The sequence below is a fragment of the Acidovorax sp. Leaf191 genome (assembly GCF_001424425.1).
In the GTDB taxonomy this organism is placed as follows: domain Bacteria; phylum Pseudomonadota; class Gammaproteobacteria; order Burkholderiales; family Burkholderiaceae_C; genus Acidovorax.
On sequence record NZ_LMPT01000003.1, the window covers coordinates 40,027 to 63,735 of the forward strand.

At 68.4% G+C, this 23,709-nt stretch carries 17 protein-coding genes; 9 read left to right on the forward strand and 8 right to left on the reverse strand.

The window, feature by feature from the left end:
* Nucleotides 1-398: 398 nt before the first annotated feature.
* Nucleotides 399-3,218, forward strand: a complete 2,820-nt coding sequence (locus ASG27_RS04695) for a di-heme oxidoredictase family protein (RefSeq protein ID WP_056411730.1) — start codon at nucleotides 399-401, stop codon at nucleotides 3,216-3,218.
* 14 nt (nucleotides 3,219-3,232) lie between these two features.
* Here ASG27_RS04695 and ASG27_RS04700 read toward each other — a convergent pair whose 3' ends face one another.
* Together ASG27_RS04700 and ASG27_RS04705 are read right to left on the reverse strand one after the other, a co-directional pair.
* Complete coding sequence (locus ASG27_RS04700) at nucleotides 3,233-3,907, reverse strand: pyridoxamine 5'-phosphate oxidase family protein (RefSeq protein WP_082486157.1); 675 nt, start codon at nucleotides 3,905-3,907, stop codon at nucleotides 3,233-3,235.
* A gap of 305 nt (nucleotides 3,908-4,212) precedes the next feature.
* Nucleotides 4,213-4,788, reverse strand: a complete 576-nt coding sequence (locus ASG27_RS04705) for a carboxymuconolactone decarboxylase family protein (protein ID WP_056411732.1) — start codon at nucleotides 4,786-4,788, stop codon at nucleotides 4,213-4,215.
* 165 nt (nucleotides 4,789-4,953) lie between these two features.
* On the opposite strand from ASG27_RS04705, the gene ASG27_RS04710 reads away from it, so the two are divergent.
* Nucleotides 4,954-5,838, forward strand: a complete 885-nt coding sequence (locus ASG27_RS04710) for a helix-turn-helix transcriptional regulator (protein WP_056411734.1) — start codon at nucleotides 4,954-4,956, stop codon at nucleotides 5,836-5,838.
* A 234-nt stretch (nucleotides 5,839-6,072) separates the two neighbouring features.
* On the opposite strand, the gene ASG27_RS04715 is transcribed toward ASG27_RS04710, so the two are convergent.
* Both ASG27_RS04715 and ASG27_RS04720 read right to left on the reverse strand, forming a co-directional pair.
* Entirely contained in the window at nucleotides 6,073-7,755 is a 1,683-nt protein-coding gene (locus ASG27_RS04715) for a GGDEF domain-containing protein (protein ID WP_235503897.1), read from the reverse strand.
* Between the two features lie 2 nt (nucleotides 7,756-7,757).
* Nucleotides 7,758-8,852, reverse strand: coding sequence for an ABC transporter substrate-binding protein (locus tag ASG27_RS04720; protein WP_082486158.1), 1,095 nt, complete (start codon nucleotides 8,850-8,852; stop codon nucleotides 7,758-7,760).
* 58 nt (nucleotides 8,853-8,910) lie between these two features.
* Between ASG27_RS04720 and dnaG the strand changes: the two genes are divergently transcribed.
* From dnaG to ASG27_RS04740, 4 genes are all read left to right on the forward strand, one after another.
* The gene (dnaG, locus tag ASG27_RS04725; protein ID WP_056411736.1) at nucleotides 8,911-10,998 is read left to right on the forward strand and encodes a DNA primase; all 2,088 of its coding nucleotides are present in this window, start codon (nucleotides 8,911-8,913) and stop codon (nucleotides 10,996-10,998) included.
* Between the two features lie 257 nt (nucleotides 10,999-11,255).
* Nucleotides 11,256-13,628 (forward strand): RNA polymerase sigma factor RpoD, encoded by a 2,373-nt coding sequence (rpoD, locus tag ASG27_RS04730; protein WP_056411739.1) that lies wholly within the window; start codon nucleotides 11,256-11,258, stop codon nucleotides 13,626-13,628.
* A gap of 308 nt (nucleotides 13,629-13,936) precedes the next feature.
* Nucleotides 13,937-14,971 carry a tripartite tricarboxylate transporter substrate binding protein gene (locus ASG27_RS04735; protein ID WP_056411740.1) on the forward strand — a complete coding sequence of 345 codons (1,035 nt, stop codon included), beginning with the start codon at nucleotides 13,937-13,939 and terminating at the stop codon, nucleotides 14,969-14,971.
* A 48-nt stretch (nucleotides 14,972-15,019) separates the two neighbouring features.
* A complete protein-coding gene (locus ASG27_RS04740; RefSeq protein ID WP_056411741.1) occupies nucleotides 15,020-16,594 on the forward strand; it encodes a methyl-accepting chemotaxis protein in 1,575 nt (524 codons plus the stop codon).
* An 836-nt stretch (nucleotides 16,595-17,430) separates the two neighbouring features.
* Here ASG27_RS04740 and ASG27_RS04745 read toward each other — a convergent pair.
* From ASG27_RS04745 to ASG27_RS04755, 3 genes are all read right to left on the reverse strand, one after another.
* Complete coding sequence (locus ASG27_RS04745) at nucleotides 17,431-18,450, reverse strand: Bug family tripartite tricarboxylate transporter substrate binding protein (protein ID WP_056411742.1); 1,020 nt, start codon at nucleotides 18,448-18,450, stop codon at nucleotides 17,431-17,433.
* A gap of 81 nt (nucleotides 18,451-18,531) precedes the next feature.
* Nucleotides 18,532-19,776: a CaiB/BaiF CoA transferase family protein gene (locus ASG27_RS04750; protein WP_082486159.1), complete on the reverse strand. Its 1,245-nt coding sequence runs from the start codon at nucleotides 19,774-19,776 to the stop codon at nucleotides 18,532-18,534.
* Nucleotides 19,777-19,820: 44 nt separating this feature from the next.
* Nucleotides 19,821-20,825 (reverse strand): hydroxymethylglutaryl-CoA lyase, encoded by a 1,005-nt coding sequence (locus tag ASG27_RS04755; RefSeq protein WP_235503898.1) that lies wholly within the window; start codon nucleotides 20,823-20,825, stop codon nucleotides 19,821-19,823.
* A gap of 102 nt (nucleotides 20,826-20,927) precedes the next feature.
* On the opposite strand from ASG27_RS04755, the gene ASG27_RS04760 reads away from it, so the two are divergent.
* The 3 genes from ASG27_RS04760 (at nucleotide 20,928) to ASG27_RS04770 (ending at nucleotide 22,877) form a co-directional block, all read left to right on the forward strand.
* A complete protein-coding gene (locus ASG27_RS04760; protein WP_056411743.1) occupies nucleotides 20,928-21,875 on the forward strand; it encodes a LysR family transcriptional regulator in 948 nt (315 codons plus the stop codon).
* A gap of 161 nt (nucleotides 21,876-22,036) precedes the next feature.
* Entirely contained in the window at nucleotides 22,037-22,351 is a 315-nt protein-coding gene (locus tag ASG27_RS04765; protein WP_056173851.1) for a winged helix-turn-helix transcriptional regulator, read from the forward strand.
* 166 nt (nucleotides 22,352-22,517) lie between these two features.
* Nucleotides 22,518-22,877 (forward strand): FKBP-type peptidyl-prolyl cis-trans isomerase, encoded by a 360-nt coding sequence (locus ASG27_RS04770; RefSeq protein ID WP_056411744.1) that lies wholly within the window; start codon nucleotides 22,518-22,520, stop codon nucleotides 22,875-22,877.
* Nucleotides 22,878-23,061: 184 nt separating this feature from the next.
* On the opposite strand, the gene ASG27_RS04775 is transcribed toward ASG27_RS04770, so the two are convergent.
* Nucleotides 23,062-23,580 (reverse strand): hypothetical protein, encoded by a 519-nt coding sequence (locus ASG27_RS04775; RefSeq protein WP_056411745.1) that lies wholly within the window; start codon nucleotides 23,578-23,580, stop codon nucleotides 23,062-23,064.
* Nucleotides 23,581-23,709 lie beyond the last annotated feature (129 nt).

Sequence of the window (23,709 nt, forward strand, 5' to 3'; positions counted from 1 at the left end):
GAGGAAGAGAAGCGGCGCTGGATGCCGTGCGCAGGGCGCGCAGGGGAGTACAGGCCGGGCAAGGCATTCGCTGGGCATCTTCGCACGCAGTCCCGCTGGCTGCACCGTCTGGCAAAGAAGCCAGCATGAAGATGCGGTCACCCCCGTGCACTGCGACCCGGCCGTGGCCACATTGCATCCATATGCAACTGCCCCAAAACCGGGAGGCCCACACAGTACGCGGCTGCGCGGATGAACACGCATCCAAAAGCGATCTTTCCATGTTGCGTTTGCTCACGTTTCGCAATTAATTCACGCAAATTTGCTGCTGCGCCCGCGCAACTGCCGGGGTCAGCCCGATGGTCTGCATGCCTATGATCGATTCACAAAACGCACTGTGATGCGAGGGCGGGAAGATCATGAAACACACGATGAACAAGGGTGCGCACACCCCTGCGCGCCAGGCTGCGCACTGGTGCGCGTTGAGCGCTGTGGCGGTAGCGCTGGCGGCATGCGGCGGGGGTGACAGCACCACCGGCGGCACAGGCCAGCAGGCCGTGCAGATGTCGCAGATATCGCCCGACGCGGCGTACGTGCAGCAAAAATCCGAAGCGCAGATGCCGGCGGCAGCGCCCACCCAGCCGGGCGTGCCCATCAAGCCGGTGAAGGCCACCTCGTCGGCCGTGGAGAACCCAGGCATGTCGGCCAGCGCTGCCATCGACGGCAACCCGAACAGCCGCTGGGGCAGCACCTTCGTGGACGACGCCTGGATCCAGTTCGACTTCGGCGCCAAGGTCGATGTGGGCGCCATGAAGCTCATCTGGGAGCGCTCCTACGGCAAGGAATACGCCCTGCAGACCTCGCAGGACGGCGAAACGTGGACGCAGATCCGCTACGTCACCAACGGCAAGGGCGGCACCGAGGAATTCCTGAACCTGGGCATGAGCGCGCGCTACCTGCGCCTGCAGGGCGTGGCGCGGGCCGGTGGCTACGGCTATTCGCTCTTCGAGGTGGAATTCAAAACCCCCGGCACGGACAATACCCAGGGCGTGGCGTCCACGTCGCCCTGGCGCTACCCCACCAACGGGCAAGGGCTCGTGCCCCTGCCGGCAGCGCCCGAGGCGGCCGAAACCACGCAGTTCCGCCTGGCCGACGGCACGCTGGTGACGCGCTTCGGCGCGCGGGCCCTGGGCCGACACGGCCGCGAGCGCGGCGAAGAATGGAACGAGATCGGCTACGGCCCCAACGACACGGTGGACCCTGCCACCGGCGCCGCGGTGGACAAGGGCCCCGGCGCGCACCTGACCTTCGTCACGCAGTACTTCCAGAACCGCACCTGGGGCATGGAGATCATCGACAACAGCCGCGTGGCGGGCGTCACCAAGCCCACGCTGGTGGTCAACCGCTACACCACGGTGGATTTTTTGCCGGGCGACACGGCGTTCTTCCGGGCCTTCGACCGTCCGGGCGTGACCGGTTACGGCTGGATGAACCCGGGCGAGCTGGTCGACCGCAACGTCAAGGTCTGCCTGCCCACGCCCTACCCCGCCAACGGGCGGCTGGCCAGCCCCGACGGCGTCAACGGCCCGTGCACGCTGCGCATCCGGCAGTACCCGGGCCACGGCGGGCTGGGCGCCGATGGTCTGCCCAACGGAACCAACGTCCCCTCGCGGGCGCTGGTGGTGGGAGACTCCATCGAAGTCTCGCCCGCCATGTTCAGCACCCGTGAATCCATGGCGGCCAAGGGCGACAGCGGCGGCATCCGCTACTACTCGGCCGAATGGCTCTATGTGGTGGGCACCGGCCTCGTGCCCTGGTATGGCGTGCAACCCCGGCTCAACTCGGCGCCGCTGCCGGTGGCCGCCCTGTCGGGCGGCACGGGTTCGGTCTCGTACAACTATTCGGACAACGGCGCGTCGATGTTCCAGCAGCCGTTCAACAACGTCGGCATGCAGAACATGCAGCGCTTTGTCGAAGGGCGCCGGCTGATCCACACCCATTTCGCCACCGGCGCGCACAGCGAGTCGGGCAACGACCCGTACCTGCCCGCCGCCAAGCTGCAGGGCACGCACTTCAACCAGTCCGTCTGCGTGGCCTGCCATGTCAACAACGGGCGCAGCCCGGCCCCCATGCAGGTCAACCAGCGCCTGGACAGCATGTCGCTGCAGGCGGCCAGCCTGGGCAGCACGGGCCAGCCACAGCCGCACGCCCGCTACGGCAGCGTGCTGCAGATGAACGCCCGCGCCGCCACCGGCGAGGCGCAGGACTGGGGCAACAGCGTGCGCGTGGCCCGGTTCGAGACGCGCGATGTGCGCCTGGCCGATGGCACCGTGGTGCAGTTGCGCAGGCCCGTGCTCGGCTTTGACGGCCCCGTTCCCGCCGTGTATTCGCTGCGCGCCGCGCCGCCCATGATCGGCATGGGCCTGCTGGAGGCCGTGCCCGAAGCCGACATCCTGGCCCGTGCGCGCACCGTGCCGGATGCCGATGGCGTCAAAGGCACACCCAACTACGTGTACGACCCTGAAAGCGGTGCGGTGCGCCTGGGCCGCTTCGGTTGGAAGGCCTCGAAGGCCACGCTGCGCCAGCAGGCCGCCACGGCGCTGCTGCAGGACATGTCGGTCACCTCCAGCGTGTACCCCTCGCGCGACTGCAACTACGGCCCTGCGGCCTGCGCAGCGGGCGAGCGCAAGCCCGGCATCACCGAGGCCGACCTGACCTCGCTGGCCAACTACCTGGCGCTGGTGGCCGTGCCCGCGCAGCGCAGCCAGGCCAGCGGATTTCCGAAGGGCGTGGCACCGCTGGACGAACACCGCGTGAACCCGCAGCAGGTGGCACTGGGTGCCAGGCTGTTCGACAGCGCGCGCTGCACGGCCTGCCACACCGCGGAGATGAAAACCGGCTCCGGGCACCTGTTTGCAGAGCTGCGCGACCAGACCATCCGCCCCTACACCGACCTGCTGCTGCATGACATGGGCGCCGAACTGGCCGACAACTTCGCGCAAGGCCAGGCTGCGGGCTCGCTGTGGCGCACCGCGCCGCTCTGGGGCATCGGCTACACCGAAAAGGTGATGGGCGCCGGCCAGGCTGCCAAAGTGGGCTACCTGCACGACGGCCGCGCGCGCACGCTGACCGAGGCCGTGCTGTGGCACGGTGGGGAGGCCGATGCCGCCCGCCGCCGCTTCGAGGCCCTGCCCACGGCGGACCGTGAAGCGCTGCTGGCGTTCCTGCGGTCGCTGTAGTCGGTAGAGAGTCTCTAGTACAGGGTCTTGCGCTGCCGCTCCGGCAGCTCCCTGTCGTACGTTGCGCCGTCGAAGGCATCGTGCGTGATGGCCGCCAGGATCGCGCCCGGCGTGGGCACCGGGCGCGGGGTGCCGGCGGACACCGCGTCCCACAGGCGCGAGCGCTGGATGGCACGCGCGCACTGGAAGAACACGGTGTCCACGTCGACCACGATCACGCATTGGGGCGGCCGGCCGTTGACCACGAAGCGCGCGAGCAGCTCGGGCGCCACGCTGATGCGCGCGCGGCCGTTCACCCGCAGGGTTTCACCCACGCCGGGAATGAGAAACAGCAGCGCCATGCGCGGGTCGGTGAGGATGTTGCGCAGGCTGTCGGCGCGGTTGTTGCCGCGGCGCTCGGGCAGCAACAGGGTGCGGTCGTCCAGCAGTTGCACAAAGCCCGGCGGGTCCCCGCGCGGCGATGCGTCGAGCCCGCCGGGGCCGGTGGTGGCCAGCACGGCAAACGGCGCGGCTTCGATCATCGCGCGGTAGGTGGGGTGCACGTAGGGCACCTCTTTGTGCAGGGAGGCATCGCCGGGCTGGCCCATCAGCGCCTCCAGGGCGGCCAAGGTGTCGATGGCATGGGGGTCTGCCTGCGCAAGGGCGGGGCCTGCGGTGGCGGCGGTTTCGGTGGCGGGATGAGGTGGCATGGCGGTCTTGACCGGTAGGTGATGGCAAGGATCGGGGCCGGGGTCCATGGTGCGCGAGACGGACGCCGCTGGCAAATCACATTGGACATTGGACATTGGACATTGGACATTGGACATTGCAGCGCAGCATGCGTGACAACGTCTCCCCCATGCCGCCCGCCATGACGCCTCCAATGTCACCGCGCCTGCCTCCGCTCCACGAGTCGCCGCGTGGCTGCAGCTGCAGCAGCAACTGCACACAGCCGAAAGCCCTGAAGCCAGCGCTGACCCATGACGCCTCACTGTCAGCGCAGCGCCTCAGCGCCTCAACGCGCGGGGCGCAGCTTCACGCCCGGAAAGTCCACTGGCACCGCCAGCGCCACGTTCACGTAGTTGGTGTACAGGTTCAGCGCCACGTGGGCGACGATCTCGACGATGTGCTCGTCGTCCAGGCCCTGGTCGCGCAGCGCCTGCACATCGGCGGCGTCGACCTGCCCGCGCTCGTTGACCAGTTGCAACGCAAACCGCAGCACGGCGGCGGTGCGCGGGTCGGTCGATTCGCCCGACTGCGCGGCGGCCAGCGCGTCGCCGCTCACGCCCGCCTTGCGGCCCAGCGCGGTGTGCGCGGCCAGGCAGTAGTCGCAGGCATTGCGGTTGGCCACGGCGACGGCGATCTGTTCGCCCAGCGCGGCACCGATGACACCACCTCCTAGGGCGCCGAAAGCGCTCCACATGCTCTGCAATGCCGCTGGTGAGTGGGCCACTGCGCGGAACATGTGGGGTGTGGCGCCGAAAGCACCGTGGATCTGGTCCAGCAGCGCGCGGGCCGGGCCGGTGGCGGTGGCGCGGTCCACGAGGGGAATGCGGGGCGAGGCGGAGACAGCAGCGGTCTGGGAGGTCATGGTGGTTTCCTTGGAAGTGATGGGAAAGAGGTTGCAGGCCGGCGCCCAGGGGGTTGGAGCACCGGGTGCTTTATGAACTCAGCACCCCTGCAGTGTCTGGCCGAGAGCCGCACCATTGGGAATGAATCATCTACAATTCATACCCATTCATCCAAAACCACGGCCATGACCCAGAGCGACTCCACCCCGCAGCCCGCGCCGTTCGACCGGCTGTCGTCGCTGCTGGAGCGTTTTCGGGTGCGGGCGCATCTCTTTCACACCGGCCCGCTGTGCGGGGTGACGCACTTCGCGGCCGCGCCCGGGCGGGGGTTTTTGCATGTGCTGCGGCGCGGCGAGATGGTGGTCACCCACCAGCCGCTGGCCGGCCCGCCCGAGCGGCTGGAGGTCTGCGAGCCCAGCCTGCTGTTCTACGCCCGGCCGCTCGAACACTTCTTTCACAACGCGCCGGTGGACGGCTCGGACTTCACCTGCGCGGCGCTCGACTTTGACGGCGGCGCCAGCCACCCGCTGGCCCGCGCCCTGCCCCCGCTGGTGCTGCTGCCGCTGGCTGACGTGCCGGGACTGCAGCTGTCGCTGGACCTGCTGTTTGCCGAAACCGACCGCCTGCGCTGCGGCCACCGCGTGCTGGCCGACCGGCTCTTCGAGGTCGTGCTGCTGCAGTTGCTGCGCTGGCTGCTGGACCACCCCGACAGGGCGCAGATGCCGCCCGGCCTGCTCACCGGGCTGGCCGACCCGCAGCTTGCGCGCACGCTCACGGCCCTGCACGAAGCGCCCGGCGAGCCGTGGAGCCTGGAGCAGATGGCCGCGCAGGCCGGCATGTCGCGCAGCGCGTTTGCCGCCCGCTTCAAGGCGGTGGTGGGCGAGACGCCTGCGGACTACCTGGCCCACTGGCGGCTGACGCTGGCGCAGGCCCACCTGCGCGGCGGCCGGTCGATCAAGTCGATGGCGCAGGAGCTGGGCTACGCCAACCCGTCCGCGCTGTCGCGCGTGTTCGCGCAAAAGCTGGGGATGTCGCCACGCGCGTGGCTCGATGCCATGGGGCAGCCGTGACGGACGCCAGGGCGCGGTGATGCGGTAGGAAGGCGGTAGGAAGGCGAGACGGAGGCGTGCAGGCCTGGCGGGCGCGGGCACTGCAGCAGCGCACAGGGCGCTTTTCATGCATGAAAATGCCTCTACCGCTCTCTGGACAAGCGCGAACAGCTATCAAAACAGTAGCGCCTATCACTTTCAGCACCCGGGGACAGTGGCCCTGAGTGGCAACGCGTGTGCATCCCCCCGCACCGCTCACACGCGGCGGCGATGGCTTTGCTTGGTGCGGTACATCGCCGCATCCGCGTTGGCCAGCAGGGTGTGCGCGTCTTGCGCATCGCGCGGGAACAGGCTCACGCCGATGCTGGGGCGCACGGGCAGCGGGCGGCCCTCGATGCTCAGGGGCACGTGGAAGGCGCGCTCGAGCTTGGCAGCGATCTGCAGCGCTGCGTCTTCGGAGTCGACGTTCTCGCACAGCACCGTGAACTCATCGCCCGCCAGCCGCGCCACCGTGTCGGACTGGCGCACCGCCCCCACGATGGTGCGGGCTGCAGCCTGCAGCACCAGGTCGCCCACCGCATGGCCGTGCGCGTCGTTGATGCGCTTGAACTCATCGAGGTCCACGAACAGCAGCGCGCAGGCGCGGCCGCTGCGGCGCGACAGCTCCAGCGCCTGGGCCAGGCGCTGCTCGAACATGCGGCGGTTGGGCAGGCCGGTGAGCGCATCGTGGTGGGCCAGGTGGGCCATGGCGTCGCGGCTGGCGTTCAGCTCGGTGATCTGGCGGCCGATCTGCTGCTCCATGTCGTGAAAGCTGCGCGCCAGCTCGCCGATCTCGTCCTTGCGCTGCAGCGGCAGGTCGCTGTGGGGCCGGCCCTGCGAAAACGCCTGCGCGGCACGCACCATGGCTTGCAGCGGCTGCGTGACCAGGCGCGACACCCCTGCGGCCAGCAGCACGCCCACCGCGCTGAGCACCAGCAGGATCTTGAACACGCTGCGGCCGAGCTCCAGCACCTCGCCCTGCACCGCAGCCAGCGGCTGCGACAGCCCCACCACCATGAACCGGCCCTCACCCTCCCGCCCGAACGGCATGCGCACGAACGAGAACGCGCGCGCCTCCTCGTCGTCGGTGGCCGGCTGGCTGAACACGGCCTCCGTGCGGGCGCCGCTGATCAGCGGGGCGGCGGCCGCAAAGGTGTCCTGCACCAGAATGCGCTGCCCGCGGTCGAAGCCGAAGGCCTGGGTGGCATCCGGGTGCACCAGAAAGTCGCCCCAGCGGTTGCTCAGGAAGAAGCCATACGGCGCGGGCAGCGCTGCATGGAAGCTCTGCAAGAACCGCTGCGCCGCCACCCGCACCACCACCACGCCCCGCACCTGGCCCCCGCGCACCACCGGCGAGGCCATGCTGAAGACCGGCAGCGCCTCGGCATCGTCAGCGCCTTCGTGGTTGATGCCGAACTCCGACACATACACCTCGCCCGCGCCCAGCGCCAGGGTTTCAAACACGAAGGGGAAGTGCGCCTTCTCCTGCAGCTCGTCGTCGCCAGCGCGTATCCAGGCGTCCCCCTTGCGGTCGATGCGCACCTGCTCGAGGCCATAGTCCTGCGCCGCGATGAAGCGGATCTGCAGGTAGCTGGGGTGGGTGATCAGACTGGCGCGGAACACGTCGGCCAGCACGTTGCGGTCCTGCTCGATGCTGGCCACGCTGGCCAGGAAGGCGGCGTCCCGCGCCACTGCGCCGAAGCCCGCCTGCAGGTGCCGCGCCAGCACCTGCGTGGTGGCCAGCAGCGCCTGCTCCGCCCGCCCCTGCAGGCGCGTGCGGCTGGACTCGAAGGTGTAGTAGCCCGCCAGCAGCGCGGCCAGCACGCTGAAGGACGCGAGCAGCACGGCCAGGCGCAGCGCAATGCCCCAGGTCACGCCGCGGCTGTGGGGCGACGCCATCGTCAGAACCTCGCGGGCCGGTCGCCCGACAGGATGCGCCGCCACAGCTGCGCGCGGCGGGCTTCGTCCTCCACCGGCTCCAGCCACACGATGGCGCCGGCCGGCGCATCGCCCGACAGCGCGGGCGGCTCCTCCAGCGTGTTGGCCAGGCCCTGGCGCCGCGTGAGCTCGTGGCTTACGGCCGGCTCGAGCATGTAGTCGATCCACTGCGCCGCCAAGCCCGCCTGCCTGGAGCGGCGGGTGATGGCCCAGCAGTCGAGCCAGGCCAGCGCCCCCTCGCGCGGCACCACGTAGCCCACGTCCAGCCCCGCGTCGCGCAATTGCTTGAGCTGCTGCTGGCCGTAGTTGGCATGCATGACCGCGATGCGGTGCTTGCGAAACAGCTCCAGCGATTCTTCCGGCAGGCTGTAGAACGAGCGCACGTTGCGCCGCAGCGCCACCAGGTCCCGGGCCAGCGGGCCGAACTGGCTGGCGGCGATGTGAAACGGCGGCAGCCCCCGGTACATGGCCGCCAGCGAAAACCCGTGGCTGCTGCCGTCGAACGCCAGCACCCGGCCGCGCCAGCGCGGGTCCCACAGCACGCCGATGGACTGCGGCGGAGTCGTGAACTGCTGGCGGTCGTAGATGAGGCCCATCTCCGAATAGGTGTAGGGCATGCCATAGACATCCATGCCCTGGGCCAGGCCAGCGATGGCCTGCAGGTTGCGAAAGCGCGGCAACTGGCGCTGGGCGTTGGGGATGTTGCTCAGCGGCAACGGTGCCAGCAGGCGCCGGGCTGCCAGGCGGGCGATTTCCGCCGTGTTGGCGGCCACCAGGTCAAAGCCCGGTGCGGCCGCGCCGGCCAGCTGGGCCCGCAGGACGTCGTCGGACGCCACCGTGGTGATCTCCACCTTGACCCCGTGGCGCTTCTCGAACGTGGCCACGATGTCCGGGTCCGCGTAGCCCGGCCAGGCCAGCACGCGCAGCACCGTGGCGGCCCGCGCGGGCACGGGGTGCAGCACCGCAGCGGCCCAAGGCAGCAGCGCAGCCAGGTCCCTGCGCCGCAGCGCAGAGGTGCTGGACGCGCCGACCGCCCGCCACCGTGCCATTGCCACCATGCCCGAAAGCCTTTTTTGCAATACTTGGTAACAAACAGTTTACGCGGACAATAGGCCGGTGACGATCCCCCAGTCTTTCATCCAGGAACTGCTTGCCCGCGTCGATGTGGTCGACATCGTGGGCCGGTACGTGCAGCTCAAGAAGGGCGGGGCCAATTTCATGGGGCTGTGCCCCTTCCACGGCGAAAAGTCCCCCTCCTTCAGCGTGAGCCCCGCCAAGCAGTTCTATCACTGCTTTGGCTGCGGCAAGAACGGCAACGCCATCAGCTTTCTGATGGAGCACGCGGGCATGGGCTTCGTCGAGGCGGTGCAGGACCTGGCCCAGCAAGTGGGCCTGCAGGTGCCCGACGACGATATCTCCCCGCAAGAGAAAGAGCGCGCCGCCGCCGCCCGCCAGAAGCAGGCCACGCTGACCGACGTGCTCGAGAAAGCGGGCGACGCCTACCGCCGCCAGCTGCGCGAGTCGCAGCGGGCCATCGCCTACTTCAAGGGCCGCGGCGTCTCGGGTGCCATCGCCAAGCGCTACGGCCTGGGCTATGCGCCCGAGGGCTGGCGCAGCCTGGCCAGCGTGTTCCCCCACTACGACGACCCGCTGCTGGAAGAGAGCGGCCTGGTCATCGTGGGGGAAGACGGGCAGGACAAACGCTACGACCGCTTTCGCGACCGGGTGATGTTCCCCATCCGCAACGTCAAGGGCGAATGCATCGGCTTTGGCGGGCGCGTGCTGGGCGACGACAAGCCCAAGTACCTGAATTCGCCAGAGACCCCGGTGTTCCACAAGGGGCGCGAGCTGTACGGCCTGTTCGAGGCCCGCACGCCCATCCGCGAGCACGGCTACGCGCTGGTCACCGAGGGCTACATGGACGTGGTGGCGCTGGCGCAGCTGGGCTTTCCGAACGCGGTGGCCACGCTCGGGACGGCCTGCACGCCCGAGCATGTGCACAAGCTGCTGCGGTTTACCGAATCGGTGGTGTTCAGCTTCGACGGCGACGCCGCCGGCCGGCGCGCGGCGCGCAAGGCGCTCGATGGCGCCCTGCCCCACGCCACGGACACGCGGAGCATCAAATTCCTGTTCCTGCCGGCCGAGCACGACCCGGACAGCTTCATCCGCGAGCACGGCACCGAGGCCTTTGCCAAGCATGTGAGCGAGGCGGTGCCGCTCAGCCGCTTCCTGGTCGAGTCGGCCAGCGACGGCTGCGACCTGGCCACCGCCGAGGGCCGCGCCCACATGGCCAGCAACGCGCGCCCGCTGTGGTCGGCCCTGCCCGACGGCATCTTGAAGCGCCAGGTGCTGGGCGAGCTGGCGGACCTGACCCAACTGCGGGCGCAGGACCTGGCGGACCTGTGGGGCCAGGCCACGGCGCGCGAGGCACCGCGGTCATCGCACTCCGGCCACGGCGGCCCCACGGGCGCCGGCAGCGCGCCGCCCCGGCAGGCCCCTGCGGCCTATGACCACGAGCCGCCCTCCTGGGACGCCCCGCCCGACGCGGGGTCCTGGCCGCCCCAGGGCGAGCCGGCCGGGGGATACGACGGTGGCTACCAAGGCGGCTACGGTGGCGGTGGCGGTGGCGGCACTGGACAAGGCGGCCAGGGCGGCAGCTACGGCAACAAGCCCCCGTTTCGCAAGAGCGGCGACTGGAAGGGCAACTGGAAGAAAAGGGACAAGGACGCCCCCTGGCCGCCCCAGCCCCGCCTGCCGCGCACGCCCACCGCCAGCCGCACCGACCACGCCGCGCGCCTGCTGCTGTCGCACATGGCGTTTCTGGAAGAGCTGACGCACGACGACCACGCCACCCTGTGCGCGCTGCAGCCGCCCCACGGCCCGCTGTTCAGCTGGCTGGAGGCGCAGTTCCACGAACACGGCCCCCTGGCCTGGGCGGTGCTGCGCGAGAGCCTGCGCGAGCACGAGTGCGAGGCGCTGGCCGTGAAGGTGATGACGGGCTCGCACGCCCAGACCGAAGGCGACCTGCAGGAGCTGCGCACGGAACTGCGCGATTTACTGAACCGCATGCAGGTCGAGGACATCGAAGAGCAGCAAAAACTGCTGATGCTGCAGGCCGCCACCGACGCGACCGCCCTGGAGCGCTACCGCGAGCTGGAGCACAAACGCAGGGTTTTGCTGGGCTTGGGGCCGAAGGCCGCTTGAAATACCGCCAAGAGGTATAATGTAGGGTTAGTTAGCGGCAAGAGCGACAGCAGCACCTCCGAACCGGGCCACCGTGACAAACGCGCACAACCAGCCCAACCATCGCAAGGACTGCACACCAAATGATCGCCCAGACATCTTGCCCCTGAGGGTTCCCCCTCGACCAGCGCATGCCTTTCGGGGCTCGCTGTGCCACCCGCGCCGGGATCTGTGGCGTTTGCGTTTTCTTTGTGTCCGTTTTTGATTCTGAGGTGCCCATGCCCGCTCAAAAGTCCGCGAAGCCGCCCAAGTCTGCTCCAGCTACCGCCGCCAAGGCCGTCTCCACCCCTGCTGCCAAAGCGCCCGCGAAGGCCGCGGCCAAAAAGTCCGCCCCCGCACCCGCTAGAGCGGCCAAGAAAGTCCAACCAGTGCCCGTGAAAAGTTCTGCCGAGCTGACCAAAGCTGCCGATGAATTGCTGAAGAAGAAGCCTGCCCGTGCCAAGGCAGTTGCTGCATCCGACGAAGACGATACTCCCAAGAAGCGCCCTGGCCGTCCCGCCAAGGCCGCGGGCGACGCCGACGCCAAGGCGCCAGCCAAGCGTGGCCGCAAGCCCAAGGCCGCCGCCGGCGCCGAGGAAAGCGGTGACGACACCGACCTGTCCGACATCGAAGCGGACCTGGAAGGCGAAGTCGAGGACACGCCGGAGGCCGCAGCCACGGTCGAGAAGGTCAAGCCGCTGCGCATGAAGATCAGCAAGGCGAAGGAACGCGCCTTGATGAAGGAATTCGGCCTGGACGAGACCGTCCTGTCCGAAGAAGACATGGCCAAGCGCCGCGCGCGCCTGAAGGCACTGATCAAGCTGGGCAAGACGCGCGGCTACCTCACGCACGTTGAAATCAACGACCACTTGCCCGACAAGCTGGTCGACGCCGAAACCCTCGAAGCCGTCATCACCACGCTGAACGACCTGGGCGTGGCGGTGTACGAGCAGACGCCCGACGCCGAAGCGCTGATCATCACGGACAACGCCCCCGCTGGCGCCACCGAGGAAGAAGCCGAAGAAGCCGCCGAAGCCGCACTGTCCACCGTGGACTCGGAATTCGGCCGCACCACCGACCCGGTGCGCATGTACATGCGCGAAATGGGCACGGTCGAGCTCTTGACCCGCGAAGGCGAAATCGAAATCGCCAAGCGCATCGAAGGCGGCCTGATGGCCATGATGGAGGCGATCAGCGCATCGCCCGCCACCATCGCCGAGATCCTCAACATGGGTGAAGAGATCCGCGAAGGCAAGGTCGTCATCTCGACCATCGTGGACGGCTTCTCCAACCCCAACGAGGCCGACGACTATGTGGCCGAAGAAGACTTCGACGAATTCGACGAAGCCGACGACGACGACGGCAAGGGCGGCTCCAAGGCGCTGACCAAGAAGCTCGAAGAACTCAAGAAGCAGGCGCTGGAGCGCTTTGACAAGCTGCGCGAGCTGTTCGAAAAAGTGCACAAGGTGTACGACAAGGAAGGCTACGGCACGCCTGCGTACGTCAAGGCGCAAGCCGCCTTGTCGGCCGAGCTGATGACCATCCGCTTCACCGCCAAGACCATCGAGAAGCTGTGCGACATGGTGCGCGGCCAGGTGGATGACGTGCGCAAGAAGGAGCGCGAGCTGCGCCGCATCATCGTGGACAAGTGCGGCATGCCGCAGGAAACCTTTATCAAGGACTTCCCGCCCAACCTCTTGAACCTGCAGTGGGTCGAGAAGCAGGCCAACGCCGGCAAGCCCTGGTCGTCCATCATCGCGCGCAACATCCCGCCCATCCAGGACCTGCAGCAAAAGCTGATGGACCTGCAGTCGCGCGTGGTGGTGCCGCTGACCGAGCTCAAGGGCATCAACAAGCGCATGAACGAAGGTGAAGCCACCTCGCGCGATGCCAAGAAGGAAATGATCGAGGCCAACCTGCGCCTCGTGATCTCGATCGCCAAGAAGTACACGAACCGCGGCCTGCAGTTCCTGGACCTGATCCAGGAAGGCAACATCGGCCTGATGAAGGCGGTGGACAAGTTCGAATACCGCCGCGGCTACAAGTTCTCGACCTACGCCACGTGGTGGATCCGCCAGGCCATCACCCGCTCGATCGCCGACCAGGCGCGCACCATCCGTATCCCGGTGCACATGATCGAGACGATCAACAAGATGAACCGCATCAGCCGCCAGCACTTGCAAGAGTTCGGCTTCGAGCCCGATGCGTCCATCCTGGCGGCCAAGATGGAGATCCCGGAAGACAAGATCCGCAAGATCATGAAGATCGCCAAGGAGCCGATCTCCATGGAAACGCCGATCGGCGACGACGACGACAGCCACCTGGGCGATTTCATCGAGGACGGTGCCAACACCGCCCCGATCGAAGCCGCCATGCAGGCCGGCCTGCGCGACGTGGTCAAGGACATCCTGGATGGCCTCACGCCCCGCGAAGCCAAGGTGCTGCGCATGCGCTTCGGCATCGAGATGACCAGCGACCACACGCTGGAAGAAGTGGGCAAGCAGTTCGACGTGACCCGCGAACGCATCCGCCAGATAGAAGCCAAGGCGCTGCGCAAGCTCAAGCACCCCAGCCGCTCGGACAAGCTGCGCAGCTTTATCGACTCGCTGTAACACGGCGCACAAGACGCGGCATTCAATGCCGCGACCCCCTCCAAAAGCCCTGGCCGCATTGCGGCGCAGGGCTTTTGCCATTTTTTCTGCTGTTTCACCACAGACCCGCGTTAACCCGGACGCTCTAGACAGCAAAATGACAGCTTGTAACGCGACGATTACACACCGCTGAAGGAGACTGTCATGCAGTTCGGCAATCTCCAGGAGCAGGCCTTGTGTCCCGACCCGGATTCCGGTTCAGACACCTGCCCCCTGTGCATCCTGCGCGTGCCCGTTCAACGACCTGCCACCTTTTTGCGAGACACCGCATGACCACATCCTTCAACCGCCGCGACATCCTGGCCCGGGCTGCTGCAGCCAGCGCTGTCAGCGCCCTGGGCGCCACCCTGGCGCCCGCCGCCTGGGCCCAGGCCGCAGGGGCGGCCGCACGCAGCAGCGCCCATGCCAAGGCCACCAAGCTGGCCCCCACGCTGCGCATCGTGATCCCGGCCAACCCCGGCGGCGGCTGGGACCAGACAGGCCGTGCGCTGGGCGCCGCCCTGGTGGGCGTGGGCGCAGCGGACCAGGTCGAGTACGAAAACATCGGCGGCAAGGGCGGCACCATCGGCCTGGCCAAGTACGCTGAAAAATACGGCAACGACGCCAACACCCTGCTGATGGGCGGCATGGTGATGGTGGGCGCCGTCGCCCTGCAAAAGCCCGCCGTGGACCTGACCCAGATCCAGCCGCTGGCACGCCTGACCAGCGACTACCTGGTGGCCGCCGTGGCCGCCAAGTCCCCCATCCAGAACACCAAGGACCTGGCCGAAGCCCTGCGCGCCGACCTGCGGGCGGTGCCCGTGGCCGGCGGCTCGGCCGGCGGCGTGGACCACATCTTCGCCGGCGTGCTGGCGCGCGCGTCCAAGGCCAACCCCGAGAACCTGGTCTACAAGCCCTTCGCCGGCGGCTCCGAGGTGGTGGACGCCGTGCTGTCGGGCAGCGCGACCGTCGGCCTGTCGGGCTACAGCGAGTTCAGCGATGCGATCGCCGCCGGCAAGCTGCGCGCCATCGGGGTGTCGTCCCGGCGCAGCGTGTTCGGCCTGCCCGCCTTCCGCGAGCAGGGCCTGGACGCGACCATGGCCAACTGGCGCGGCGTGTTCACCGGCAAGGGTGTGGCAGCCGCACGCACGGCCGAAATGCTCAACGCCGTCGAGGCCGCCACCGGCCATGAATCGTGGCAGCGCACGCTCAAGAACAACCGCTGGGACGCCTCCTGGCTCTCGGGCAAGGACCTGGCGGAGTTCATGGAACTGGACCTCACCACCGCCCGCGTGATGGTCTACCTGCTCAAGCTCAAGGCCTGAACCTTGCGGCCCATGGCGAGACCCCCTGCTGATCTCTGGAACTGACCCATGAAGATGTCCAACCACTCCATCGGCGCCCGCATGGCGACGGCGCTCGGCCTGGTGCTGGCGCTGATGATCGGCGCCGCCCTCTTCGGCATCGCGGCGCTGTACCGCACGCTGGGCACCTACGACACCACGGTGCAGGAACGCGTGGCGCAGGAGCGCGCCGTGAGCCGCATGGAAAGCGACTTCAAGACGCAGGTGCTGGAGTGGAAGAACACCCTGCTGCGCGGTGAGGACTCGCGCAAGCGCGAGCTGCACTGGGCCGCCTTCCAGGCCAGCGAGAAGCGCGTGGCCGATGCCGCCCGGACGCTGGAGCCCCAGTTGGCCGACGCGCAGGAAAAGGCCGCGCTCCAAAAATTCACCCAGGCCCACACGCAGATGGCGCAGGGCTACCGCAAGGGCTTCGAAGTGTTCCAGTCGCTGGGCTTCGTGCCGTCCGCGGGCGACGCCGACGTGGCCGACATCGACCAGGGCCCGGCCAAGCTGCTGACCGAACTGAGCCAGCAGGTGGCGGCCAGCAGCGCGGCCATTGCCCAGCAGGCGGCTGCTGACGCGCGGCGGGCCCTCGTCAGCAGCCTGGTGGCGCTGGCGCTGGTGACAGCGCTGGGCGCCTGCGCCGGCTGGCTGCTCACCCGCTCGGTGGTGCGCCCGCTGGGCGTGGCCGTGTCGCTGGCCCACAAGGTGGCGGCGGGCGACCTGACCACCAGCATACGTGTCGAAGGCCGGGACGAACCCGCGAAGCTGCTCGAAGCCCTGCGCGCCATGCAGGACAACCTGGAGAACGTGGTGGCCGGCGTGCGCAGCAATGCCGAAGGCGTGGCCAGCGCCAGCGCCGAGATCGCCCAGGGCAATGCCGACCTGAGCATGCGCACCGAAGAGCAGGCCGCCTCGCTGGACGAGACCTCGTCGTCCATGCAGCAGCTGCAGGCCACGGTGCAGCAGAACGCATCGAACGCACAGCGCGCCAACGAACTTGCCCGCAACGGCGCCACCGTCGCGCAGCGCGGCGGCGACGTGGTCACGCAGATGGTGGAAGTGGTCCAGGGCATCCAGGACAGCTCGCGCCGCATCTCGGACATCATCGGCGTGATCGACGGCATTGCGTTTCAGACCAACATCCTCGCGCTCAATGCCGCGGTGGAGGCCGCACGCGCGGGCGAACAAGGCCGCGGCTTTGCCGTGGTGGCCAGCGAGGTGCGCAACCTCGCCACGCGCAGCGCCAGCGCTGCGCGCGAGATCAAGGCGCTGATCCAGACCAGCGTGGAGCGCGTGCAGGCCGGCTCCGACCTGGCGCGCGACGCGGGCACCACCATGGCGGAAGTGGTGTCCTCCATCCGCGAGGTGAGCAGCCTCATGGAAGAGATCAGCCAGGCCAGCGCCGCGCAGACCTCGGACATGCAGCGCGTGACCCAGGCCATCGTGCGCATGGACGACGTGACGCAGCAGAACGCCGCGCTGGTGGAAGAAAGCGCCGCCGCCGCCGGCAGCCTGAGCGGCCAGGCCCGCCAGATGGTGGAGGCCGTGGCGGTGTTCCGGGTGCGGCAGCACCACGCGGCGCTGCCAGGTCCAAAGGCTTGATATCCGCACGCCGGACCTTTGATACGGTATTGGCAAGGGTGTGGTTGGGGCCTGAGATAGGCCAAGTGTCCTGCCCGCCCGCCCCCACCCGTTCGGGCTGAGCGTGTCGAAGCCGGGGCAAGACCTCAGCGCAGCCCTTCGACAAGCTCAGGGTGATCGGTTCAGGGGCTGGGGACGGGCTGGGATTCACATCCACATCCACCCGTTCGGGCTGAGCCTGTCGAAGCCGGGGCAAGACCTCAGTGCAGCCCTTCGACAAGCTCAGGGTGAACGGTTCAGGGGCTGNATCCACATCCACATCCACCCGTTCGGGCTGAGCCTGTCGAAGCCGGGGCAAGACCTCAGTGCAGCCCTTCGACAAGCTCAGGGTGAACGGTTCAGGGGCTGGTGACGGACTGGGATCCACATCCACATCCAAATCCACCCGTTCGGGCTGAGCCTGTCGAAGCCGGGGCACGACCTCAGCGCAGCCCTTCGACAAGCTCAGGGTGAACGGTTCAGGGGCGGGGACGGGCTGGGATCCACATCCACATCCACATCCACATCCACATCCACCCGTTCGGGCTGAGCCTGTCGAAGCCGGGGCAAGACCTCAGTGCAGCCCTTCGACAAGCTCAGGGTGAACGGTTCAGGGGCTGNATCCACATCCACATCCACCCGTTCGGGCTGAGCCTGTCGAAGCCGGGGCAAGACCTCAGTGCAGCCCTTCGACAAGCTCAGGGTGAACGGTTCAGGGGCTGGGGACGGGCTGGGATCCACATCCACATCCACATTCACCCGTTCACCCGTTCACCCGCAAATACAACTACGGCGACACCGCCCAGGACGCAGCCTCTTCAATCTACCTTCACATTCGCGTTCTTCACCACCTGCGCCATGCGCGCGGCCTCGCTCTTGAAGAACGCCGCGGCCTGCTCGGGCGGCGTGAGCTTGATCTCATAGCCCTGTGCGATCAGCGCATCGTGTGCCTCGGGCATCTCCATGGCGGCCTTGAAGCCGTTGTACAGCCGCGCCAGTTCGGCCTTGGACAGCCCAGCCGGTCCCACCGGGGCGATCCAGCCGTCCAGTTCGAAGCCGGGGAGCCCCTGCTCCGCAATCGTGGGCACGCCGGGCAGCGACGCCACGCGGCTGCCCGTGGTCACACCCAGCGCGCGCAAGGCGCCCGACTTGATGTGCGCCGCCGCAGGCGCCACCGCCACCACGCCCAGTTGCACCTGGCCGCCCAGGATGTCGTTCATGAGCGGGCCCATGCCGCGGTATGGGATGTGTTTGATGTCCAGCCTGGCCTGGTCCACGAACATCGCAGCCCCCAGGTGCAGGATGGTGCCGTTGCCCGACGAGCCGTAGTTCAGCACGCCGGGCTTGGACTTCGCATAGGCGATCAGCTCCTGCACGGTCTTGGCGGGCACCCCGGGGTGCGCCACCAGCACGAAGGGCGTGGCGCCGAGGATGGTGATGGGCGTGATGTCGGCGAGCGAGTCGAACGGAATATTCTTGTAGACGCTGGGGTTGACCACGTGGTTGTTGGACACCACGCCGATCACCGAGCCGTCCTTGGGTGCGCGCACGATCTGCGTGGTGCCGGTGATGCCGCCCGCGCCTGGCAGGTTCTCGATGACCACCGGCTGGCCCAGCGCCTTGGACAGGCTGTTGCTGATGGCACGGATGGCGCCGTCCGCCCCCGAACCCGCCGACAGCGGCAGGATCACACGCAGCGGCTTGCCGTCGCCCTGGGCGCGGGCGGTGCGCGGCAGGCACCAGGCGGCGGCACCCAACGCAGCGGCGCTGGCGGCCAAAGCCTGGCGACGTGTGAGTAGGCTGCGGGACAAGGAAATGGCGGGGGCAGTGGTGGGCATGGGTTTGTCTCCAGTCGTTGTCATGCAATCCGGGGGCTGCGGTCTGCGCCGCGTGGGTGCCCCGGGTCGTCGAGAAATAAATCAGGCAATCGCGCCCGCGGCGTGCAGCGCTGCCACGGCCTCGGGCGTGTAGCCCAGGCTGTGCAGCAGCTCGGCCGTGTGCTGGCCCAGGCGGGGTGGGTCGCAGCGCACATCCAGGCGCTGTCCGTCCATGCGCAGCGGCATCAGCGTGACCTGCGCGGTGTGGCCCGCGCACTCGCCATCGGGCAGCGTGATGTCGGCGAGACCCCCCGTGGCTTGGAGGTGCGGGTCGTCGAACAGTTCTTCGGGCCGGCGGATGGGTGCAAAAGGCAGGCCGTGGCGCTCGAAGATCGTGGCCAGCGCGTCGGCCGGGTGCTGCGCCAGGCGCTCGCGCAGCACCGGCATCAGCGTGGGCCGCGCGCGCACGCGGTCGTTGTTGGTGGCCAGCTGCGGGTCGACCTTCAGGTCGGCATAGCCCATGGCGTCGCAAAAAGTCTGCCACTGCGCGTCGCTCACCGCGGCCAGGAAGATCTGCCCGCCGTCCTTCACGCTGAACACGTCGTACACGGCCCAGGACGAGATGCGGTCGGGCATGGGCGCGGCAGGCTGGCCGGTGACGGCGTACTGCATCATGTGCTGGCCCACCAGGAAGACGTTGTTCTCGAACAGGGCCGAGTCCACCTCCTGCCCGCGCCCGGTGATGCCGCGCTGCATCAGCGCGGCCATGGCGCCGATGGCACCGAACATGCCGCCCATGATGTCGTTCACGCTGGTGCCCGCGCGCAGCGGGTCACCGGGCCGGCCGGTCATGTAGGCCAGGCCGCCCATCATCTGCACCACCTCGTCGAGCGCGGTGCGGTGCTCGTACGGGCCGGGCAGAAAGCCCGTGTGGTTGACGTAGATGAGGCGCGGGTTGAGCTGGCTCAGCGCCGCGTAGTCCAGGCCGTATTTGGTCATCACGCCGGGCTTGAAGTTCTGCGCCACCACGTCGGCCGACGCCGCGAGCTTGCGCGCGGCCGCCAGGCCCTCGGGGCTGCGCAGGTCGATGGCGATGCTCTTCTTGTTGCGGTTGAACATGGGGAAGAAGCCCGCGCCCGCGCCCAGCAGGTGGCGGGTGCGGTCGCCGTCCACCGGCTCGACCTTGATGACCTCGGCCCCCAGGTCGGCCAGCACCATGCCGCAGGTGGGGCCCATGACCATGTGGGTGAACTCGACCACGCGCAGGCCCTGCAGGGGCAAGGCGCGGGGGGCCGGAGTGTCGGGCGGCGTGGGCGGGGCAAAGGAAGAATCGGTGTGGGAAGTCATGGTCAGACGATACGGGATGGAAGGACGCGCGGCGGTGGATCAGGTCAGTGGGTGGCGGCCAGGGAGGTGGCTCCCGCGCCGGTGCCCGGTACTCCTGCCTGCCAGAGCGTGCCGTGCAGCGTCTCGCCAGCCAGCCAGCCCGCCACGCGCTCGCGCAGTGCCAGCAGCGCGGCCACGTCGATGCCGGTTGCCACACCCATGCGTTCGAGCATGAACACCAGGTCTTCGGTGGTGACGTTACCGCTGGCGCCGGGCGCGTGCGGGCAGCCGCCGATGCCGGCCAGGCAGGCGTCGAAGCGGGTAATGCCTGTCTGCCACGCGGCATACACATTGGCCATCCCCATGCCGCGCGTGTCGTGAAAATGCGCGCAGGCCAGCCGGTCGCCCACCAGCGCCCGGGCCTTGCCGAACAGCCGGGCGACCGAGGCCGGGTCGGCGTAGCCCACGGTGTCGGCCAGGCTCACGCGGTCGGCGCCCGCGTCGAGCAGGGCCTGCATCAGGCGCAGCACCTCGCTCTCGGCCACCTCGCCCTGCAGCGTGCAGCCGAACGCCGTGCCCACGCCCCCTTCGATGAGCGTGCGGCTGCCGCTGGCATCGCGCAGCGCGCGGATGCGCGCCACCTCCGCCACCACCTCGTCCGGCGTCTTGCGCAGGTTGGCCAGGCTGTGGGCGTGGCTGGCCGACAGGGGCACGACCATGAGGTCGGCGCCACATTCCAGCGCACGTTCCGCCCCCTTGTAGTTGGGCACCAGCACCGAGGCGACGAGCCCCGGCAGCGTCTTGGCGTGGGCCAGCACCTCGGCGGTGTCGGCCAGCTGCGGCAGCAGACGGGCGGGCACGAAGGAGCCGACCTCGATCTCGCGCTGGCCCGCCGCGTAGGCCGCGTCCACCCACTCGATCTTGCGGGCCGTGGAGACGATGGTGGCAATGCTCTGCAGGCCATCGCGCAGGCCGACTTCGCGCACCAGGGCGGCGGCTGCGGGGCGCGGTGCCCGCGGCAGTTCGAGAGAGGCGCCTGTCGATAGGGGGCTGCTCACGGGTGTCTCCATTTCTTGTGTCTGCGACCTAGCGTGGATTCTAGGAATTCCCATTTGAATCAGAAAATACATTGTGGAAGCTCTATGATTCCCAAACGGAATACCTCAGCATCCATGCGCGACCTCGACCTTCAGACCCTGCGCCTCTTCGCCGCCGTGTGCGAGCACCGCAGCATTGCGCGCGCGGCCGAGCAGGAGGCCATCGTGGGCTCGGCCATCAGCAAGCGGCTGGCGCAGCTGGAGGACACGGTGGGCACGCCGCTCTTGGTGCGCAAGCGGCGCGGCGTCATCCCCACCCCGGCGGGCGAGACGCTGCTGGAGCACGCGCGCACCATGCTGGCCAGCGTGGGCCAGATCGAGCGGGACATGGCCGCCTACGCCACCGGCACGCGCGGCCACGTGCGCATGCTGGTCACGGCCTCGGTCATGGCCGAGTCGCTGGCCGACGATGTGGCGGCGTTCTTGCAAGACCCGGCGCACCGCGACATCCAGGTGAGCCTGGAAGAGCGCGTGAGCCCGGACGTGGTGCAGGGCATCCGCGACGGCAGCGCCTCCATCGGCATCTGCTGGGATGCGGCCGACCTGTCGGGCCTTGCGGTGTGCGGCTACCGCCACGACCACCTGGCGGTGGTGGCCCACGCCTCGCACCCGGTGGCGCAGCGCCAGAGCGTGCGTTTTGCCGACGTGCTGGACCATGAATTCGTCAGCATGCCCGCCCTGAGCGCCGTGCAGGTGCTGCTGGCGCGCGCGGCGGCGGTCGAGGGAAAGATGCTCGCCCACCGCGTGCTGGTGTCCAACTTCGACGCTGCGCTGCGGGTGGTGCGCGCCAACCTGGCCATCAGCGTGGTACCGCAGGAAGTGGCCCAGCCGTTTGCCGACATCGCCCCGGTGCGGGTGATTCCGCTGTCCGACCCGTGGGCCCGCCGGCGCTTCGCCATCTGCTTTCGCAGCGCCCAGATGCTCACCCCGGCGGCGCGTCTGCTGGTGGACCATCTGGCCCGGCTGGGAGCCGGCGGTCCGGACTCCGGCGGCGTGGCCGCTCCGCAACAGTTTGATATGTAACGCCGTATTTTTGGTGTTTAGCGCATATGTGCTGTGCGTTCTGAGCTACCAAACTTGTAGCAAATTAGGTTCCGAGCTATAGTCAACGCACATCGTCGGGCCGGTCTCGCATCCGCCCAGAACGAACTTTCGAACCAACACTTGCGCGAGGAGAAGCGTCCATGAGCTCCAAAGAAAATGCCGCCATCAACCAGTTGTTCGAGCGGCTCGAATGCCGTTACGCACTGCGCGTGCTGTGGGCCCTGAAGGACGGCCACCCCCAAACCTTCCGCCTGCTGCAGGACAGCGTGGGGGGCATCACTCCCAACACGCTCAACACCCGCATCAAGGAACTGCGCGAAGCCGGCTTCGTGGACCACGGCAGCGACGGCTACACCGTCACCCCCTCCGGCGCCGACCTGCTCAAGCGCCTGTCGGACGTGCAGGCCTTCGCCACCCGCTGGGTGGCCGGCCGCGCCAAGAAGCAGACGCCCTGAGCCCCGGGGCTGCCAACTCCCCCTGCCCCGCACCAGCCCTGCCGCTCTGCAGGGCCTCCAGGCAGGCCCACCCGGGGCAGCCGTTAAAATGACAGTCTGAATAGCTTCTAGCGCCCATCCACCAAGCGCCAGGAGCTATATTTTTAATAGCACTCAAGGAATCACCATGGCATTGACCACCACCGCATCCGGCCTGCAGTACGAAGACACCACCGTGGGCGAAGGCGCCGAGGCCACCAAGGGCCAGAACGTGTCGGTGCACTACACCGGCTGGCTGTACAACAACGGCGAGCAAGGCGCCAAGTTCGACTCCAGCCGTGACCGTAACGACCCCTTCGAGTTCTCGCTGGGCGCCGGCATGGTCATCAAGGGCTGGGACGAAGGCGTGCAGGGCATGAAGATCGGCGGCCAGCGCACCCTGATCATCCCCGCATCCCTGGGCTACGGCGCCCGCGGCGCCGGCGGCGTGATCCCCCCGAACGCCACGCTCAAGTTCGACGTCGAACTGCTCAAGGTCGGCCGCTGATCCAGCCCCCTCCTGTCCCTTGTGGCAAAAACAAAAGCGGCCTGCGGGCCGCTTTTGTTTTTATCGATCCCGCCGTCCAAAACCGGCGCGCCCCCAACGCCAGTGCATCCGTGCATCTGGCTTCGCCAGGCCACCAGGTGCGTCCCCCTCCGGGGGAAGCCGCAGAGCGGCTCAGGGGGGGCTTTCAATCAAACAGTGCCTTGTCCAGCCGCTCGAACTTGGCATCGCCCACGGCTTCGCGGATCTTCGGCGCCAGCGCCGCCAGGTCGTCGAAGCTGCCGGCGCTTTCGACCGCCAGGTTCAGCCGAAAGCCACGCAGGCCCAGGCCGGCGGTGATTTCCGTGGCAATCGGGTAGGCCGCCTGGTAGCGCTCCATGGGGCTGCGGCCCGAGCCTTCCCCGGCGGCGGCCACGGTGCCCAGGTCCATGGCGTCCGCCAGCGGCGCGGGCGCGGGCGCGACCGGCAGGCCTGCGGCCACGGCGGCGACCGCGGCGGACTTGCCCGCCAGCGGCTCCAGCAGGCCCTGGGCGATCATGGCCTGCACGTCGTCCTGGGTGATGCCCATGGCAGCGGTGGCGGCCAGGATCTCACCCGTGGTGCGCTTGCCGTCAAAAAGTATGAAGGCCGAACGCTGGCGTGAACTGAGGCTGCCGCGCCGGTCCTTGAGTGCTTCCTGCCCTGCCTGGGTCTTGACGAGAACCATGAATCTCCTTGAATGGAGCACGCGGCCGCCCTCCGGCCCGGCATGCTGGGTTCCAGACTCTCACGTTTTGACACAGTTGAATATCGGGGTTTTCACATAACCCACGGCATGTCGTGCGCTCCGGGCGCC